The following is an 18177-nucleotide window of genomic DNA, read 5'->3' as shown; positions in this document are numbered from 1 at the left end:
AAAAGCCCCGGCTCGCGCCGGGGCTTTTTCATGCGGCCGTTGCGCAGGCCTTACCAGCGATACGCCACCTTGCCGTACACATAGGCGCCGTTGAAGCCGAACGGTGAAAGCACCGAATAGGGCATGGTGCCGTTGTTGTCGTTGCCGACCATGGTCCTGTCGGGGTAGGTGTCGAGCACGTTGTCGCCGCCGAGGGTGAACGTCCACTTGTCGAGGTTGTAGTTCACCGCCAGGTCGAGCAGCCATTTGCTGTCGTAGGTCTGGTCCAGTGCCGCGTTGCTGGTGGCGTAGGAGGTGAACTTGCCGTAACGGGTCAGTGTGCCGTTGAAGCTCCAGCGGCCGAACGTGTAGAGCTCGTTGACGATCAGCTTGCTGCGCGGCGTGCTGTCAGCCAGCAGGCCGAATTCGTCGCGGCGGTCGATGCGCTGCAGGTCCAGCCCCAGCGCATTCAGTGCTTCGGGGTTGGGCTTGACGCTGGTGACCTCGTTCTTGTTGTAGTTGTAGCTCAACGTGCTCTGCAGCGTACCGGCATCACCGAAATCCGACTGGTAGCTGCCCACGAAGTCGACGCCACGGGTGCGCGTGTCCACCGCGTTGGTGAAGTAGGCCACCCGGCTGTAGTTGGTGTTGGCGACGCCGTTGGCGGCCAGGTAGGCCTGGGCCTCCGGCGAGGCGATCGAGAGATTGCTCGACAGGCTGATCCGGTCGTCGATCTCGATCTGGTAGAGATCCACGCTGAGGTTGAGCGCATCGGTCGGGTTCCATACCAGGCCGACGGTGTAGTTCCTGGATTTCTCCGGCTTCAGCGGCTGCCCGCCCAGCAGCGATCCGATCGCACTGGTGGGGGACACGATGCCGGTGTTGTAGATGCCCTGGGTCAGGCCATCCGGCACGTTGCTCGCGCCGTAATAAAGCGACGACGTGTAGGTGTAGTACTGCTGTGCCAGCGACGGTGCGCGAAAGCCGGTGGAGGCGCTGCCGCGCAAGGCGAAGCTGTCGGTGAAATCGAAACGCGCGGCCAGCGAGCCCGACGTGGTGGTGCCGAAGTCCGAGTAATCCTCATGGCGTACCGACAGCGAGGTGCCCAGGCGATCGGTGAGGTTGGTTTCGAGGTTCACGTACTCGGCCACGTTGTGGCGCGCGTGCGAGCCCGCATCGGCGGCCTGGAAGCCGCCAAAGCCCTGCGCGCCACCGCTGCGCCCGGAGGTGCCCACGTAGTAGGAGGCCGGGTCGCCCGCCGCGATCTCGTAGGTCTGGCGCAGGTACTCGGTACCGAAGGCCAGGGTCACCGGGTTGGGCAGCCAGCCCAGCGAAAATTCCTTGGCGATATCGATGTCGAACGATTGCTGGGTGGCCTTGAGGATGCCGTCATGGAAACTGGTCGGGCTGCTGCCGAAGTCGTTGAGCCAGGCCACGTTGACGCTGTGGATCGTGGCGTACGACACCCGGTTGGCGCCGTAGTTGCCGCTCACGTCCCAGCGCCAGCCGCCGGCCGTCTTGCCGCGCAGGCCCAGCACCAGTGACTGGTCGGTGGAATCGGCATCTTCCAGCGGCAGGTAGCCGGTGGGGTAGATCGACGGGGCGGCGTTGGAATGTGCCGTGTTGCGGAAGAACGCGGTCGACTCGCTCTGGCGCCTGCCGTAATGGCCGAACGCGTAGAGTTGCACGCCGGGTGTGAGGTCGTACTGGCCGTTGAGGAACAGGTTGTGGTCCTTCACCGCCGGGTCGCCGTAGCGCTGGCGCACGCCTTCCTCGGGCCGGTTGCGATCCACGCCGGCACGGTTGGTGTAATTCTGGCTGCCATCCTGCAAGGTAAAGCGCAGCCAGCCCTGATCGTTGTTGAGCGGAATCCCGAAGCTGGCGGCGGCCTTCCACAAGCGGCCATCGCCGGCCGAATACTGGCCGCCGGTGACGTCGAGCGAGCCACCCTCGCCACCCTTCTTCAGCACCACGTTGATCACGCCGGCGATGGCGTCGGAGCCGTATTGGGCGGATGCGCCGTCGCGCAGCACTTCGATGTGGTCGATCGCGGCCATCGGGATGGTGTTCAGATCCACCGCCTGCGAACCACGGCCCAGCACGCCGTTGGTCAGGATGATGGCGCCCGGATGCCAGCGCTTGCCGTCCACCAGCACCAGCACCTGATCCGGCGACAGACCACGCAGCTGCGCCGGGCGCTGTGCATCGGCGGTGTCGGCGGCGGTGGGCCGTGGGAAGGTCAGCGACGGGATGATCCGGGCCAGCGCGGTGGACAACTCGGTGGTGCCGGTCTGCTGCAATACCTTGGCGGAGACCACGTCGATCGGGGTCAGCGAACTGCTTTCGGTGCGGTTGTCGGCGCGGGTGCCGGTGACGATCACCGCGTCCAGGCGCTGGGCCTTGGTGGGGGATGGCGCGGTGGCGTCCTGCGCGGCGGCGCCGGTGGACAGCGCCAGCAACGCCAGTGCGGGCAGCCAGGCGGTTCGGCTCGAATCGGAGTGCTTGCTCATGGGGGATTTCCGTGGGGAAGGAATTGCTGCGGTGCAACGGGCTGCAGGTTAGGCTTACTTGTCGCGCGCGTCAATAGACGTATAGACGTCCAAATGGAGCTGCGACCCCGGCGATGGCCGCGCTTTCGCATGCCCGGGCGCCGAGACTACGCCGGCGGGGCGGCTGCGCCCATGGGTACGGTGGTACGTTGAAATCCGGTGTTGCGGGTCGATAATGGCGAGTTTCCATCGCCATCGCGATCGATCGACTACGGAGTTTTTCATGCCCATCTACGAATTCGAATGCAAGCATTGCGGCCATCACTTCGACCATCTGCAGAAATTGTCCGATGCCGATCCCACGGTCTGCCCCGCCTGCGGCGAGCCGCAATTGCACCGGATGGTGAGCGCGCCGTCGTTCCGGCTGGCGGGCAGCGGCTGGTACGAGACCGACTTCAAGAAGGATGGCGACAAGAAGCGCAACCTCGCCGGTGACCACAGCGTCGCCGCGAAACCGGCCGCCAGCCCGGCCCCGGCGCCCGCGCCATCGCCCGCTCCGGCGCCGTCGGCCGGCAGCAAGAGCTGAGTCGCCGCCGCCGCAGTGATGACGGCAGTGGTAAGATTCGCAGTCTTTTCCCCCGTTTTTGCCGCCAACGCGGCCCGGAGTTCCAAGCGCATGCGTACGCATCTTTGCGGCCTCATCGACGAGTCGCTGATCGGCCAGACCGTCACCCTGTGCGGCTGGGTCAACAAGATCCGTTTGCAGGCCCATGTGGCCTTCGTCGACCTGCGCGACCATGAAGGGCTGGCACAGGTGGTGGTCGAGCGCGACAACGCCGACGCGTTTGCGGTGGCTGGCGAGATCGGCAACGAGTACTGCCTGCGCGTCACCGGCACCATCCGCCCGCGGCTGTCGGTCAACGACAAGCTGAAAACCGGCACGATCGAGCTGCTGGCCGACAAGGTCGAGATCCTCAACGCCGCCAAGGACCTGCCGTTCGCGCTGCACGAGAACCCGAACGAGGACATGCGGATGACCTACCGCTACCTCGACCTGCGCCGCCCCGAGATGCAGGCGATGATGCGCAAGCGCATCCGTCTGGTGCAGACGCTGCGCCGCTATCTGGACGAGCGCGGTTTCCAGGATGTGGAGACGCCGATCCTGACCAAGGCCACGCCGGAAGGTGCGCGCGATTATCTCGTGCCCAGCCGCGTGCACCCGGGCCAGTTCTACGCGCTGCCGCAGTCGCCGCAGCTGTTCAAGCAGATCCTGATGGTGGCTGGCTTCGACCGCTACTACCAGATCGCCCGCTGCTTCCGCGATGAGGACCTGCGCGCCGACCGCCAGCCCGAATTCACCCAGCTCGACCTGGAGTTCGCCTTCGTCGAGGAACAGGACGTGCAGGACTTCGTGGAGGAATTGATTCGCCACGTGTTCCGTGAAGTGCAGGGCGTGGAGCTGGACGCCAGCTTCCCGCGCATGACCTGGGCCGAGGCGATGCGTCGCTTCGGTTCGGACAAGCCCGACCTGCGCATTGCGTTGGAGCTGGTGGACGTGGCCGAGGCGGTCAAGCATGTCGAGTTCAAGGTGTTCGCCGGCCCGGCCAACGATGCGGGCGGCCGCGTGGCCGCGCTGCGCGTGCCCGGCGGCAGCACGCTGTCGCGCAAGGACATCGACGGCTTGACCGAGTACGCCGCGCGCTACGGTGCCAAGGGTCTGGCCTGGCTGAAGGTCGAGGATCTGGCGAAAGGTCGCGACGGCATCAATTCGCCGGTGGCGAAGTTCCTCGACGATGCGGCGCTGGATGGTGTGCTGAAAACCACCGGTGCGCAGACCGGCGACATCGTGTTCTTCGGCGCCGGCGCCTGGAAAACCGTCACCGATTTCATGGGCGCGCTGCGGCTGAAGGTCGGCAAGGATCGCGGCCTGGTCGAGGAAGGCTGGAAGCCGCTGTGGGTCACCGACTTCCCGATGTTCGAATACGACGACGAGGCCCAGCGCTTTGTGGCCCTGCATCACCCGTTCACCGCGCCCAAGGTGGATGACGCCGCGCAGTTGCGCGCCGACCCGCACAACGCGGTGAGTCGCGGCTATGACATGGTGCTGAACGGCAACGAGATCGGCGGTGGCTCGATCCGTATCCATCGACCGGAGATGCAGAGCACGGTGTTCGAACTGCTGGGCATCGGCGCGGACGAGGCCGAGGCCAAGTTCGGCTTCCTGCTGAAAGCCTTGAAGTTCGGCGCGCCGCCGCACGGCGGCCTGGCGTTCGGCATCGACCGCATCGCCGCGTTGATGGCCGGCACCGAGTCGATCCGCGACGTGATCGCCTTCCCCAAGACCACCAGCGCGCAGGATCTGATGACCGACGCGCCCTCGATGGTGGATGCCACGCAGCTCAAGGAGCTGCACGTGGCCGTCAGGGAATAAGGTGTAGAACGCGGGGCATGGTTCGCCATGTCCCGCTTTTGCGATCCCCCATTCACTATTCCCCATTCCCCGGATGTCGATGTCCGATCACGTGATCCTGCTGCATGGCCTGTGGATGCGCGGCTTCGCGCTGGCCATGCTGCATCGCCGGCTGGGCGAGGCGGGGTTCCAGGTCGATCGCTTCGACTACTTGAGTGTGGCCGCCACCCAGCAGCGCATCCTCGACAAGTTGCAGGCCCGCATGCTCGCGCTGGGTGCCGATGGCGAGCCGGTGCATCTGGTGGGCCACAGCCTCGGCGGCCTGCTGGCGCTGCGCGCCTGCTTGGGCGCCGAGTTGCCGTCCGGGCGTGTCGTCTGCCTGGGCTCGCCGCTGAAAGGCAGCGCCGCGGCCCGCAATTTTTCCGCGTGGGGACGCGGCGGCGAGGTGTTGCTCGGCCATAACCGCGAGCTGCTGGAGCAGGGCTTCGAGCGCTGGACCGGCACCCGCGAAGTGGGCGTGATCGCCGGCTGCACGCCGCTGGGCCTGGGGGCCGTGCTCGGCCATCTGGACGGCGAGCACGACGGCACCGTGGCGGTCGAGGAAACCCGCCTGGCCGGCCTGACCGCGCATTGCGTGGTGGAAGCCAACCACACCGGACTGCTGTTTTCGGCCGACGTGGCGCGGCGAGCGGGGCTTTTCCTGCGCGATGGCCACTTCCCCGTCGAGTGAGCAGGCTGCGGCACGCGTACGCAGGTACCGGCACCGGGGCGGAAATCAGGTAAAATTGGCCGCTTGTCCAATGAGTCGAGTGCAGGCAACGCCATGGGTAGAGGCCCGTCCATCGAAGGTCGCAAGAACGCCGAAGACGCCAAGCGCGCCAAGGTATTCACCAAGCTGATCCGCGAAATCACCGTCGCCACGCGTGCCGGCGTGGCCGACCCTGGAGGCAACCCGCGACTGCGCGCCGCGGTGGACAAGGCGCTGTCGGCCAACATGACCCGCGACACCATCGACCGCGCGATCAAGCGCGGCGCCGGCACCGACGGCGGCGCCGACATGCAGGAATTGCGTTACGAGGGCTACGGCCCGGCCGGCATCGCGCTGATCATCGACTGCTTCACCGACAACCCCGTACGCACCGTGGCCGACGTGCGCCACGCGTTGACCAAGCACGGCGGCAACCTGGGTACCACCGGCTCGGTGGCGTTCCAGTTCAACCGCTGCGGCGAGCTGGTGTTCGAGACCGGCGGCGACGAGGCAGCCGAGGAAAAGGTGCTGGAAGCGGCGCTGGAAGCCGGTGCCGACGACGTCATCAACGAGAACGGCGAAAGTGCCGTGCTGTGCGCGCCGGACAGCTTCGAAGCCGTGCAGCAGGCATTGATCGCCGCGGGCCTGGATGCCTCGCACGCCGGCGTGGTGATGCGCCCCAACAATCGCGTGGCGGTGCCGGAGGAAGCTCAGGAAACCCTGATCGACCTGCTCGAAAAACTCGATGCGCTGGATGATGTGAGCGACGTGTCGCACAACGCCTTGCTGCCGGCGTGAAGCAGCAAGGCGTCGGGATTCGGGATTCGGGATTCGTGATTCGCAAAAGCGCGACCAGGCGGGCCCCACGGCTCGCTCCAGCGCTCGCGAAGTGAGAAGGTGCGAGCCGTGGCTTTGACCGAATCCCGAATCCCGAATCCCGAATCCCATGCGGTACGCATCCTGGGTATCGACCCCGGCAGCCAGCGCACGGGCGTGGGCATCATCGACGTGGATGGCACGGGCAAGTTGACCCATGTGTTCCACGGCGCGCTGGCGGTGGCGGGCGAGGCCACGTTTCCGTTGCGGCTGAAACGCATCTTTGACGAACTGTGTGACATCATCGCCGCCCATCAACCGGCCGAGTGCGGCATCGAGCGCGTGTTCATGGCGCGCAACCCGGATTCGGCGTTGAAGCTGGGGCAGGCGCGCGGTGCCGCGATCTGCGCGGTGGTCAGCCAGGGGATCACGGTGCACGAATATGCGGCAACCGAAGTGAAACAATCCGTGGTCGGCAGTGGTCGCGGCGACAAGGCGCAGGTACAGCACATGATCGGCATTTTGCTGGGGCTGAAAGGTCCGCTTCAGGCCGACGCCGCCGATGCATTGGCGATCGCCGTGACGCATGCGCATACCCGCGCCAGCCTGGCTCGCGTGGGCATTCCGCGCACGGCCTGGAGGCGGCGCCGGTGATCGGCCGTCTGCGCGGCACGCTGCTGTCGAAGCAACCGCCCTCGCTGCTGATCGAGGTGGGCGGCCTCGGCTACGAGGTGGACGCGCCGATGTCCACCATCTACGACCTGCCCGGCATCGGCAAGGAAGTGATCCTGCTGACCCATTACGCGGTGAAGGAAGACAGCGCTGCGCTGTACGGTTTCCTGCGCGAAAGCGAGCGCACGCTGTTCCGCAATCTGCTCAAGGTCAGCGGCATCGGCGCGAAGATCGCGCTGGCGGTGCTGTCGGGTGTCTCCACCGACCATTTCGCGCGACTGGTGCAAGCTGGCGATGTGGTGGCGCTGACCAAGATTCCCGGCATCGGCAAGAAAACCGCCGAACGCATCGTGGTGGAATTGCGCGACCGCGTCGATGGCCTGTCCAGCCTGCCCGGCACCACGTTGCCCGGCGCCGGTGCGCCGCTGGATGCGGCCGGCGAAGCCACCGTGGCGCTGCAGCAACTGGGCTACAAGCCGGTGGAAGCCACGCGGCTGGTGCAGAAAGTCGCCGCCGAGGGCGACAGCGCCGAGGCCATCATCCGCAAGGCGCTGCGCGCCGCGCTGGGGGCCTGACCGTGCATACGGAAAACGCAGGCGGCGAAGTATCGCCCGAGACCAAACGCCGGGTGACGGCGCTGGCGCTGGGCGCGATCGGCGTGGTGTTCGGCGACATCGGCACCAGCCCGCTGTACACCATGAAGGAAACGCTGGGCACCCACGGCATGACGCCCACGCCAGCGGCCGTGCTGGGGGTGCTGTCGCTGGTGTTCTGGTCGCTGATCATCGTGGTGTCGCTGAAGTACGTGACCTTCGTGATGCGCGCGGACAACAAGGGCGAGGGCGGCATCATGGCGCTGATGGCGCTGGCGCAGCGCTCGATGAGCGGCTCGGCGCGGGCACGCTGGACGCTGGCCGCGTTCGGCATCTTCGGCGCCTCGCTATTCTACGGCGACGGCGTGATCACTCCCGCCATTTCGGTGCTGGGTGCGGTGGAAGGCCTGCAGATTGCCGCGCCCGGGCTGGGGCAGTACGTGGTGTGGATCGCGCTGGTGATCCTGCTGTGCATGTTCGCGGTGCAGCGCTACGGCACGCACAAGGTCGGCAAGGCGTTCGCGCCGGTGATGACGGTGTGGTTCCTGGTGCTGGCGCTGCTGGGTGCGCGGCAGATCCTGGCCAATCCCGAAGTGCTGTATGCGCTCAATCCCTGGCACGGGGTGCGCTTTTTCATCCGCCACGGCGACACCTCGTTCATCGCGCTGGGTGGCGTGGTGCTGGCGCTGACCGGTGCCGAGGCGCTGTACGCGGACATGGGCCACTTCGGCAAGAAACCCATACGCGTGGCGTGGTTCGGTTTCGTGTTGCCCGCATTGGTGCTGAATTATTTCGGGCAGGGCGCCTTGCTGCTGAGCGACCCGCTGGCGATCGAGAGCCCGTTCTACCGGATGGTGCCCGAGGCGCTGCTGTACCCGATGATCGTGCTGGCCACGGCGGCCGCCGTGATCGCCTCGCAGGCGGTGATTTCCGGCGCGTTCTCGATGACCCGCGAGGCGATGTCGCTGGGTTACTCGCCGCGCATGGCGGTGGTGCATACCTCGCGCGAAATGTCCGGGCAGATCTTCGTGCCGTGGGTCAACCGCATGCTGATGGTGCTGGTGATCGTGGCGGTGCTGTTTTTCCAGAGTTCGGACAATCTCGGCGCCGCCTACGGCATCGCCGTGACCGGCACCATGACCATGACCACGCTGCTGGCGCTGGTGGTAGCGCGCAAGCGCTGGCACTGGAACTGGCCCACGCTGGTGCTGGTGGGCGTGCTGTTCCTGATCATCGACCTGTCGTTCTTCGGCGCCAACCTGCTGAAGGTGGCGCACGGCGGCTGGTTCCCGCTGGTGCTGGGCGTGGTGATCTTCACCATGATGACCACCTGGCGCCGCGGCCGCGAACTGGTGGTACGCGAGATCAAGCAATCCGGCCTAGCCCTGGCGCCCTTCATCGAGAACATCGCCGAGCACCCGCCGCTGCGCGTGCCGGGCACCGCGGTGTTCCTCACCGCCAACCAGAACGCGGTGCCGCACGCGCTGCTGCACAACCTCAAGCACAACAAGGTGCTGCACGAGCGCAACGTGCTGCTGACGGTGGAGATTCTGGAAACGCCGGTGGCCGAAGCGTCCGAGCGCGTGCAGATCACCGCGATGGGCAGCGATTTCCACGGCCTGGAACTGCGCTTCGGCTTTGCCGAGGACCCCAACGTGCCGCTGGCGCTGAGCCTGTGCGGTCGCGAAGGCCTCGGCTTCGACATGATGGACACCACTTTCTTCCTGTCGCGCGAAAACGTGGTGGCCGATGCGCGACGCCCCGGCATGGCGCTGTGGCGCGACAAGCTGTTCGTGATCCTGTCGCGCAACGCGCTGCCGGCCACCGCGTTCTTCCAGATCCCCGGCAACCGGCTGATCGAGCTGGGGGCGCAGGTGGAGATCTGAGGCGTCGGGAATGGGGAATAGGGAATAGGGAATCGGTATAGCGTTGCTGCTGAGGTATCGTGGGCGAGGGTCGAGCCGGTTGCTCTTCCCATTCTCCATTCCCCATTCCCCATTCCCGCAACGCCAATGACCGACCACCGCATCATCACCGCCTCTGCCCAGCTCGACGACGAGGCGCTGGAAGCCACGATCCGGCCGAAGCGGCTCAACGAGTATCTGGGCCAGCAGGCGGTGCGCGAGCAGTTGTCGATCTATATCGAGGCGGCTGCCAGGCGCGGCGGTGCGCTGGACCACGTGCTGATCTTCGGCCCGCCAGGCCTGGGCAAGACCACGCTCAGCCATGTCATCGCCAACGAGCTGGGCGTCAACCTGCGCTCCACCTCCGGCCCGGTGCTGGAGCGCGCCGGCGACCTGGCCGCGCTGCTGACCAATCTGGAACCGAACGACGTGCTGTTCGTCGACGAGATCCACCGCCTGTCGCCCGTGGTCGAGGAGGTGCTGTATCCGGCGATGGAGGATTTCCAGATCGACATCATGATCGGCGAGGGCCCGGCCGCGCGCTCGATCAAGCTGGATCTGCCGCCATTCACCCTGATCGGCGCCACCACTCGCGCCGGCATGCTCACCGCGCCGCTGCGCGACCGCTTCGGCATCGTGCAGCGGCTGGAGTTCTATACCGCCGACGAGCTCACCGCGATCGTGCGCCGCGCCGCGAAGATCCTGGGCATCGCCTGCGCGTCGGAAGGGGCGCAGGAAATCGCCCGTCGCTCGCGCGGCACGCCGCGCATCGCCAACCGCCTGCTGCGCCGCGTGCGCGATTACGCCGAAGTGCGCGCCGACGGCGAGATCACCCTGGCCGCGGCGCAGGCTGCGCTGGACATGCTGAAGATCGACCCGGAAGGCTTCGACGAGCTGGACCGCCGCCTGCTGGGCGTGATCATCGAGAATTTCGACGGCGGCCCGGTCGGCGTGGAGTCGCTGGCCGCCGCGCTGAGCGAGGACCGTGGCACGCTGGAGGACGTGGTCGAGCCGTACCTGATCCAGCAGGGCTACCTGATCCGCACCGCCCGCGGCCGCATGGCCAGCGCCAAGGGCTGGCGGCATCTGGGCCTGGTGCCGCCGCCGCGCCAGGCGCAGGCGGCGGACCTGTTCGACGCCGGTCCCTAGGCTGCTTGTGGGAGCGGCTTCAGCCGCGATGCTCTGGCCTTTTCCAACTCGGAGCATCGCGACTGAAGTCGCTCCCACCGTGCGCTGCACCGGGCCTCGCCGGTGAATTCGCCGGGATTTGAACATCGCGCAGGCAGGCTGCATGCTGTCGGACTTTGTCGAAACGCGAGCCACCCATGTCCTCGACCGCCCCCTTCGCCTGGCCCATCCGCGTCTACTGGGAAGACACCGATGCGGGCGGCGTGGTGTATCACGCCAGCTACCTGCGCTTCATGGAACGGGCCCGCAGCGAATGGCTGCGCGCGCTCGGGGTCGATCAGTTCGCGCTGAAACAGGCCACCGGGCTGGCCTTCATGGTGCGCGGCATGCAGATCGACTTCCTCAAGCCGGCCCTGCTGGATGATGAACTGCAGGCAACGGTCGCCGTCATGGAGCGCCGCGCAGCCAGTATCCTGTTCGACCAGACGATCACGCGCGCGGATGGCACCTGCCTGATTCGCGCCAGCGTGCGCGTGGCCTGCGTGGACATTCATCAGATGCGACCGGCGCCGATTCCCCCGGACGTGGCGCGGTTGTTCTGATGGCGCTCGCCGGCATCTGACGACGATAACCTTGGCTTCCACAACCCAGCCGACTGGCGGAGAACCTTCAAGCAATGAACGGTGGACTGAATATTTTCACGCTGGTCTCGCAATCGAGCCTGCCGGTGCAACTGGTGCTGCTGGTCCTGCTGGTGTTCTCCTTCCTGTCGTGGGTGATCATCATCCGCAAGTATTCGCAGACCAAGACAGCCATGGAGAACGCCGAGCGCTTCGAGGAGCGCTTCTGGTCCGGCGGTGATCTGGCGCAGCTGTTTCGCGAGGTGAGCAATCGCGGCGGCGAAGGCGGTATCGAGAACATCTTCGAATCCGGCTTCCGCGAGTTCGCCCGCCAGCGCCAGCGCAAGACGCACGACACGCGCAGCGTGGTCGAAGGCGCCGAGCGCGCGATGCAAGTCACCGGCACCCGCGAAATCGGCCTGCTGGAGCGCAACCTGGAATTCTTGGCCAACGTCGGTTCGATCAGCCCGTACGTGGGCCTGTTCGGCACGGTGTGGGGCATCATGGGCGCATTCCAGGGGCTGGGCGAAATGAAGGACGTGACCATCGCCGTGGTCGCCCCGCACATTTCCGAAGCACTGATCGCCACCGCCATGGGCCTGTTCGCGGCCATCCCGGCGCAGTGGGCGTACAACCGCTACGCCAACAAGGTCGAGCGCATTGCCTCGCGCTACGACGTGTTCCAGGAGGAGTTCTCCTCCGTGCTGCAGCGGCAGATCCAGACCGACGACGCGGCCTGAGCGGAGCAGCAGCCATGCGAAATCCGCGGCGCCCGAAGCGCTTCAAGCTCAAATCCGAAATCAACGTGGTGCCCTACATCGACGTGATGCTGGTGCTGCTGATCATCTTCATGGTCACCACGCCGATGCTCAATTCCAACGTCGACGTGCAGTTGCCGCAGTCCGACGCCAAGTCGATGCAGGACAAGAAGGATCCGATCGTGGTCTCGGTCGGCCAGGACGGCTCGCTGTTTCTCACCATGAGCGGCGCCAAGCAGGAGCCGATCGATGAGGACGGCCTCAAGCTGAAGGTGGGCGCGTTCGTGCGCGAAAACCCCCAGGTCAGCGTGCTGGTGGCCGGCGACACGCGCGGCAACTATGGCGGCGTGTTCAAGGTGCTTACCGACCTGCAGCAGGCCGGCGTGGCCAAAGTGGGCCTGATGGGGCAGCCCGCCGGTACGGAAGGCCAGGGCAAGAGCAGCTCCGATGGACGAAAGTAAGGCGACGCCGAAGGCGGTCGTACTTTCCGCCATCCTGCACATCGGCATCGTGGGGTTTCTGTTCCTCGCGGTGTTGCCGTGCGCGAGTTACGAGAATTTCTTCAACGCCCTGGGCCTGCCGGCCTGGATGAACCCGATCACCTGCTCCAAGCCGCTGCAACTGCAGGGCCCGGTCATCGAGGCCACCCTGATCGGCCCCACCGGCAGTCCGCCGCCCAAGTCGGTCAAGACCAAGCCGGTCCCCAATACGGTGCCGCCACCGCCCGCCACGCCGCCGCCGAAACCGCAGGTGGAAGCGCCGCAGGTGAAAACCCTGCCGCCGCCGCCCGAGCATCCGGACGTGAAGGACCAGGAGCGGATCGTCGCCGATGCGCTGCTGAAAGCGGAGGACGCCAAGAAGCTGCAGGAAGAAAAGCAGCGCCAGCGACAGGCCGAGCTGGACGCCAAGATGGCCAAGCAGAAGGAAGAGAAGCAGAAACAGATCGACGAGATGTTCGCCAAGATGGACGCCGCCGCCAACCGCACCAAGCAGTTGGACAACAAGGCGAAGCAGGCGCGCCAGCAATTGGAGGACCTGAAAAACGCCAGGGACGATGGCCAATCCGATCTGCCGGCAGCGGCCCAACGGCAAACGGGCAACAACGCCGACCACAGCGATCTGAGCGATGCGTACGCAGCGGCCATTCAGAATGCGGTCACACCCAATTGGTTAAGGCCGGATAACATGCCCGCTGTTCCATGCCAGGTTCATATCGTGCAGTTGCCAGGGGGAGACGTGATGAGCGCCACGGTCGATCCGAGCTGCCCGTATGACGAGGCTGGCCGTCGTTCGGTCGAAAATGCGGTGCTGCGAACCAAGACTCTGCCGTACACGGGTTTTGAGAGCGTGTTCCGTCGCAACCTAACTTTCACCTTCAGGCCGCAATGATCAAGCCCATGCGCAAATTGAACTCAGCTCTCGCCCTCGTCCTGCTGGCCATCGCGGCATTGCTGGCCGGCCCGGCGGCGGCACAGTCGCTCAACGTCGATATCGTCGGTGGCGTCAAGACGGCCACGCCGATCGTGGTGGTGCCGTTTGCCCAAGCTGGCGGCGCGCCGCTGCCCACCGACGTGGCCGACGTGATCCGCAACGACTTCAACCGCTCGGGCAAATTCCGCTCGCTGGCCAAGAGCGACATCGTGGAATTCCCCTCGCGCGGGGCCGACATCAAGTTCCCGACCTGGCGGTTGATGAAGCAGGACTACATCACCGTTGGCCGCATCAGCGACGCGGGCAACGGCACGGTGCGGATCGAATACGAACTGTGGGACGTCAACAAGCAGCAGAGCCTGCTGGCGCAGGCGTTCACGGCACCCACCGGTGACCTGCGCGGCGTGGCCCACCAGATCGCCGACCAGATCTACCAGAAGATCACCGGCGTGCGTGGCGCGTTCTGGACCCGCATTGCCTACATCACCGCCGTGGGCCTGGGCAACAACACCACCTATTCGCTGATCGTGGCCGATTCCGATGGCTACAACCCGCAGGTCGTGGCGCGTTCCAAGGAATCACTGCTGTCGCCGTCATGGTCGCCGGACGGCAAGAAGATTGCCTACGTTTCGTTCGAAAGCGGCAATTCCTCGATCTACGTACAGGACATCACCACCGGTTCGCGCCAGCTGATCTCGGCGCATCCGCGCGGCATCAACGGCGCACCGGCGTGGTCGCCCGACGGCAGCAAGCTGGCGGTGGCCTTGTCCTACGTGGGCAACCTGGAGCTGTTCTCGCTGGACGTGGCCAGCCGGCATGAAACCCGCCTGACCAACAACCTCGCGATCGACACCGAGCCGGTCTGGGCGCCGGATGGCCAGAGCATCTATTTCACCTCGGATCGCTCCGGTCGCCCGCAGATTTACCAAGTCTCCGCGAGCGGCGGCAGCGCCGAGCGGGTGACCTTCCAAGGGCAGAACAACGCCGACCCGGCAGTCAGTTATGACGGCAAACAGATCGCCATGGTGCAAGGCAACGGGAACGTGTATCGTATTGCTGTCATGGATCGCAGCCTGGGTGGTCAAGTGCGCTTCCTTTCTCCCGGTTCGCTGGATTTCTCGCCGAGTTGGGCACCAAACGCAAGCATGCTGCTGTACGGCGCCACCGAGGGGCCGCGCAGCGTGTTGTATGCCGTTTCTGCCGATGGCATGGTTCGCCAGCGCCTGGCCTTGGCCGATGGCGACGTGAGCGACCCGGCCTGGGGGCCCTATCGGCAACAATGATTCAACAATGATTATTGAGCCGGCGCGCGCGAGCGTGCCGGCATGATGTCCATGGAAGGGCCCGCAGACGCGCCGAGAGGCACCGTCTCGGTTTTCGACAGTGGCGCTCATGATGCTATCGCCAGCGAATCGACGAAGAAGCATCACGCGGTGTCGATCTATCGAGTGTAAAAATAACAGCCGGAATCACCGGCGATCGCTGTCCTGTAACCGTAGTCATAATCGTCGTCGTATGTTTGGAACCTAACCCGTTTGAAGGAACGTCACCATGAATAAGACCGTTCGCGTCGCTTTGGTCGCCCTGCTCTGTGTCGGCGCGGCCGCTTGCAGCAAGAAGCAGGAAGTCAAACCGCAGGCCCCCGCACCGGAGCCCGTTGCCCAGACTCAGGCCCCTGAGTCCGATGGCAAGTACACCCCCGCCGACCTCGATACCGATGCCTGCCTGCGTCAGCGCGTCGTGTATTTCGATTTCGACAAGACCGAGATCAAGCCGGAGTTCCAGCAGATCATGGCGTGCCACGCCAAGTACCTGCAGGATCGTCCGAGCGCGCATATCCGCCTCGAAGGCAACACCGATGAGCGCGGCACCCGCGAATACAACCTCGGCCTTGGCGAGCGTCGTGCCAATGCGGTTTCCAGTGCGCTGCAGGCCAACGGTGGCTCGGCCAGCCAGCTTGAAGTCATCAGCTACGGCAAAGAGAAGCCCGTTTGCCGCGAGCACAATGAAGATTGCTGGAGCAAGAACCGTCGCGCCGAGATCGTCTACACGGCGCAGTAAGCATGAAGCAACTGGCTAATCGTTTCACAGCCAGGTTCGGCATGGCGGGTGCAATTGCATCCGCCATGCTGTTTGCGTTTCCCGCTTTTTCGCAGGATTCGCGCCTGAGCCTCGCCGACCGTGTTTCACGCCTTGAGCAGCAGGCGCAGAAGGACCAGGGCGGTGTTGGCATGGTCAACCAGATGCAGCAACTGCAGGAGCAGGTGCGCCAGCAACAGGGCCGCATCGAGGAGCTCCAGCATCAGTTGCAACAGCTGGAAGACAAGAACAAGGCCCAGTACGTCGACCTGGATTCACGTATCGGGCGACTGGAGGGCGGCAACGCAGGTGGCGCCGCTGGCGCTGCACCGACGGCTTCCGCAGCCGCAGCCGCAACCGCACCGGCAACTTCATCTTCCGCAGCGGTGGGCAACCCGACCCAGGCCCAGGGCGGCAATGCCGATCCGGCTTCGGTCCAGGCGGCCTACGACGTTGCATTCAAGGCTTTGCGGGGTGGCGATTACGCCGCCGCTTCGCGTGATTTCCGCTCGTTCGTGCAGCAGTACCCGAACGAGTCACTCACCCCCAACGCCTACTATTGGCTGGGTGAGTCGTACTACGTCACCATGAATTACCCGGTGGCGCTGGAAGCTTTCCAGCAGTTGCTGAAGCAGTTTCCGCAGAGCGAGAAGGCGCCCGATGCGCTGCTCAAGGTGGGCTACAGCCAGTACGAGCTCAAGCAGGTCGATGCGGCCAGGGCCACATTGACCGAGGTCGGTGCGAAGTATCCCGGCACCAATGCGGCAAACCTCGCCAAAGAGCGGCTGCAGCGCATCCAGTCGGTCAACTGAGGTTCTTGTGGTGACAGGCACAGACGCGCGCGTGGAAGCCGCCACGCCAGAGCCGGCTGGCGCCGAGCGATTGCGCATCACGGAAATCTTCCACTCGCTGCAGGGCGAGGCCGACGCCATTGGCTGGCGCACCGTCTTCGTGCGTCTTACCGGCTGCCCGCTGCGCTGCGTGTGGTGCGATACCGAGTATTCGTTCCACGGCGGGCAATGGCACGATATCGACGCGATCCTCGCCGAGGTGGCGAGGCACGATGTCGGCCACGTCTGCGTCACGGGTGGTGAACCGCTGGCCCAGAAGCGCTGCCTGATCCTGCTGCAGAAGCTGTGCGACGCGGGTTACGAGGTATCGCTGGAGACTTCCGGTGCGCTCGATGTATCGACGGTCGATCCGCGCGTGCGCAAGGTCATGGACCTGAAGGCTCCCGGTTCGGGCGAGAGTGCGCGCAACCTGTGGTCGAACCTGGCGTTTCTGCATCAGTGCGACCAGGTCAAGATCGTCATTGCCAGCCGCGCCGACTACGACTGGGCGTGCGCCGTGCTGGCCGAGCATGCGCTGGCGGCCCGTTGCATGGTGCTTTTTTCGCCCGTTCACGGCGCGATATCGCCGCGCCAGCTGGCCGACTGGATCATCGAGGACAGGTTGCCCGTGCGCTTCCAGTTGCAGCTGCACAAACTGCTCTGGAACGACGCCGCCGGCCACTAGCCGGGCGGTGGGGCGGGCAGCAACCGGAAGTGCTTCCCTTCGTCCTCGACCACTCCCGTTTCACGCGCTTCGGCCTGTGCTGCCGCAGGTGCTTTCCGGCCGGTGACCGGCCGTACCGAAGGATGCAACAACCATGACCGACAAACTCTCCCGCAAGGCCGTCGTGCTCGTCTCCGGCGGCATGGATTCGGCGGTGACCATCGCCATCGCCCGCGAGCAGGGCTATCAGGTGCACGCGCTGAGCGTGGCTTACGGCCAGCGTCACAACTCCGAGCTGGCTGCCTCCGAACGCGTGGCGCAGATGCTTGGCGCGTTCGAGCACAAGACGGTGGCGGTCGATCTCCGTCGCATCGGCGGTTCGGCGCTCACTGCCGATATCGACGTGCCGTTGGATGCCGCCGGTGGTGACGATATTCCGGTGACCTACGTGCCGGCGCGCAACACCATCATGCTGTCGATTGCGCTGGGCTGGGCCGAGGTGCTGGGCGCGCGCGACATCTGGTGCGGGGTGAATGCGGTCGATTACTCGGGTTATCCGGATTGCCGGCCCGCGTTCATCGAGGCGTTCGAATCGCTCGCCAATGTCGCCACCAAAGCCGGCGTGGAAGGCGCCGGGCTGCGTATCCACGCACCGTTGATGAAGATGAGCAAGGCCGACATCGCGCGCGAAGGCAAGCGCCTGGGCGTCGATTTTTCCGCCACCGTCAGCTGCTACCAGGCCGATGGCGAAGGCCGCGCCTGTGGCCATTGCGATGCCTGCCGGTTGCGGGCGCAGGGCTTCCGCGAAGCGGGTTTGCCCGACCCCACGCACTACGTCTGAACCGAGCTTGCTTGTGCCCCTTGCGCCCAGCCCGTAAAATTGTCGGCTTGAGTTTTGCCACGGTTTCGTACGACGGGTCGTTAGCTCAGTTGGTAGAGCAGTAGACTTTTAATCTATTGGTCCCGGGTTCGAATCCCGGACGACCCACCAATACCACCCGCCGGTGCAAGCCGAGCGGGTTTTTTTTGCGGCCTGTTTGTCGCTTCGTGCATCGG

At 65.3% G+C, this 18177-nt stretch carries 18 protein-coding genes and 1 tRNA gene; 18 read left to right on the top strand and 1 reads right to left on the bottom strand.

All coding sequences use genetic code 11. The features are described from left to right. Window positions 1-50: 50 nt before the first annotated feature. Entirely contained in the window at window positions 51-2489 is a 2439-nt protein-coding gene (locus tag ASD68_RS09475) for a TonB-dependent receptor (RefSeq protein WP_056606070.1), read from the bottom strand. A 262-nt stretch (window positions 2490-2751) separates the two neighbouring features. Between ASD68_RS09475 and ASD68_RS09470 the strand changes: the two genes are divergently transcribed. From ASD68_RS09470 to ASD68_RS09385, 18 genes are all read left to right on the top strand, one after another. Beyond that, window positions 2752-3054 (top strand): zinc ribbon domain-containing protein, encoded by a 303-nt coding sequence (locus ASD68_RS09470; protein ID WP_056082145.1) that lies wholly within the window; start codon window positions 2752-2754, stop codon window positions 3052-3054. 90 nt (window positions 3055-3144) lie between these two features. Next, window positions 3145-4899 (top strand): aspartate--tRNA ligase, encoded by a 1755-nt coding sequence (aspS, locus tag ASD68_RS09465; protein ID WP_056606067.1) that lies wholly within the window; start codon window positions 3145-3147, stop codon window positions 4897-4899. A gap of 79 nt (window positions 4900-4978) precedes the next feature. Beyond that, entirely contained in the window at window positions 4979-5608 is a 630-nt protein-coding gene (locus ASD68_RS09460; protein WP_056084068.1) for an alpha/beta hydrolase, read from the top strand. Window positions 5609-5701: 93 nt separating this feature from the next. Continuing rightward, window positions 5702-6424: a YebC/PmpR family DNA-binding transcriptional regulator gene (locus tag ASD68_RS09455; protein WP_056082139.1), complete on the top strand. Its 723-nt coding sequence runs from the start codon at window positions 5702-5704 to the stop codon at window positions 6422-6424. Window positions 6425-6532: 108 nt separating this feature from the next. Further along, complete coding sequence (ruvC, locus tag ASD68_RS09450; RefSeq protein WP_200945364.1) at window positions 6533-7096, top strand: crossover junction endodeoxyribonuclease RuvC; 564 nt, start codon at window positions 6533-6535, stop codon at window positions 7094-7096. Further along, window positions 7093-7689: a Holliday junction branch migration protein RuvA gene (ruvA, locus tag ASD68_RS09445; RefSeq protein ID WP_056606064.1), complete on the top strand. Its 597-nt coding sequence runs from the start codon at window positions 7093-7095 to the stop codon at window positions 7687-7689. Before ruvC ends, ruvA begins: the two co-directional genes overlap by 4 nt. Window positions 7690-7691: 2 nt before the next feature. Then, complete coding sequence (locus ASD68_RS09440) at window positions 7692-9593, top strand: potassium transporter Kup (RefSeq protein WP_056606061.1); 1902 nt, start codon at window positions 7692-7694, stop codon at window positions 9591-9593. Between the two features lie 126 nt (window positions 9594-9719). Continuing rightward, on the top strand, window positions 9720-10760 hold the full coding sequence (gene ruvB / locus ASD68_RS09435) for a Holliday junction branch migration DNA helicase RuvB (protein ID WP_056606058.1): 1041 nt from the start codon (window positions 9720-9722) through the stop codon (window positions 10758-10760). A 176-nt stretch (window positions 10761-10936) separates the two neighbouring features. Continuing rightward, window positions 10937-11341, top strand: a complete 405-nt coding sequence (gene ybgC, locus ASD68_RS09430) for a tol-pal system-associated acyl-CoA thioesterase (RefSeq protein WP_056606055.1) — start codon at window positions 10937-10939, stop codon at window positions 11339-11341. Between the two features lie 74 nt (window positions 11342-11415). Next, window positions 11416-12099, top strand: a complete 684-nt coding sequence (tolQ, locus tag ASD68_RS09425) for a protein TolQ (protein ID WP_056606051.1) — start codon at window positions 11416-11418, stop codon at window positions 12097-12099. 14 nt (window positions 12100-12113) lie between these two features. Continuing rightward, complete coding sequence (gene tolR, locus ASD68_RS09420; RefSeq protein ID WP_056606048.1) at window positions 12114-12578, top strand: protein TolR; 465 nt, start codon at window positions 12114-12116, stop codon at window positions 12576-12578. After that, window positions 12565-13506 (top strand): cell envelope integrity protein TolA, encoded by a 942-nt coding sequence (tolA, locus tag ASD68_RS09415; protein ID WP_056082123.1) that lies wholly within the window; start codon window positions 12565-12567, stop codon window positions 13504-13506. Before tolR ends, tolA begins: the two co-directional genes overlap by 14 nt. 8 nt (window positions 13507-13514) lie before the next feature. Continuing rightward, the gene (gene tolB, locus ASD68_RS09410; RefSeq protein WP_056084062.1) at window positions 13515-14831 is read left to right on the top strand and encodes a Tol-Pal system beta propeller repeat protein TolB; all 1317 of its coding nucleotides are present in this window, start codon (window positions 13515-13517) and stop codon (window positions 14829-14831) included. A gap of 268 nt (window positions 14832-15099) precedes the next feature. After that, window positions 15100-15609 (top strand): peptidoglycan-associated lipoprotein Pal, encoded by a 510-nt coding sequence (pal, locus tag ASD68_RS09405; protein WP_007080163.1) that lies wholly within the window; start codon window positions 15100-15102, stop codon window positions 15607-15609. 41 nt (window positions 15610-15650) lie between these two features. Then, complete coding sequence (gene ybgF / locus ASD68_RS09400) at window positions 15651-16439, top strand: tol-pal system protein YbgF (RefSeq protein ID WP_056606044.1); 789 nt, start codon at window positions 15651-15653, stop codon at window positions 16437-16439. Window positions 16440-16449: 10 nt separating this feature from the next. Continuing rightward, the gene (gene queE, locus ASD68_RS09395) at window positions 16450-17142 is read left to right on the top strand and encodes a 7-carboxy-7-deazaguanine synthase QueE (protein WP_056607442.1); all 693 of its coding nucleotides are present in this window, start codon (window positions 16450-16452) and stop codon (window positions 17140-17142) included. A gap of 133 nt (window positions 17143-17275) precedes the next feature. Then, window positions 17276-17962 carry a 7-cyano-7-deazaguanine synthase QueC gene (gene queC, locus ASD68_RS09390; RefSeq protein WP_056082116.1) on the top strand — a complete coding sequence of 229 codons (687 nt, stop codon included), beginning with the start codon at window positions 17276-17278 and terminating at the stop codon, window positions 17960-17962. 74 nt (window positions 17963-18036) lie between these two features. Further along, a tRNA-Lys gene (locus ASD68_RS09385) sits at window positions 18037-18112 on the top strand. Window positions 18113-18177 lie beyond the last annotated feature (65 nt).

This window comes from Rhodanobacter sp. Root627, assembly GCF_001427835.1.
Taxonomy (GTDB): domain Bacteria; phylum Pseudomonadota; class Gammaproteobacteria; order Xanthomonadales; family Rhodanobacteraceae; genus Rhodanobacter; species Rhodanobacter ginsenosidimutans.
Note: the sequence above shows the minus strand (reverse complement) of the source record. Positions and strands in the feature narration are given on the sequence as shown.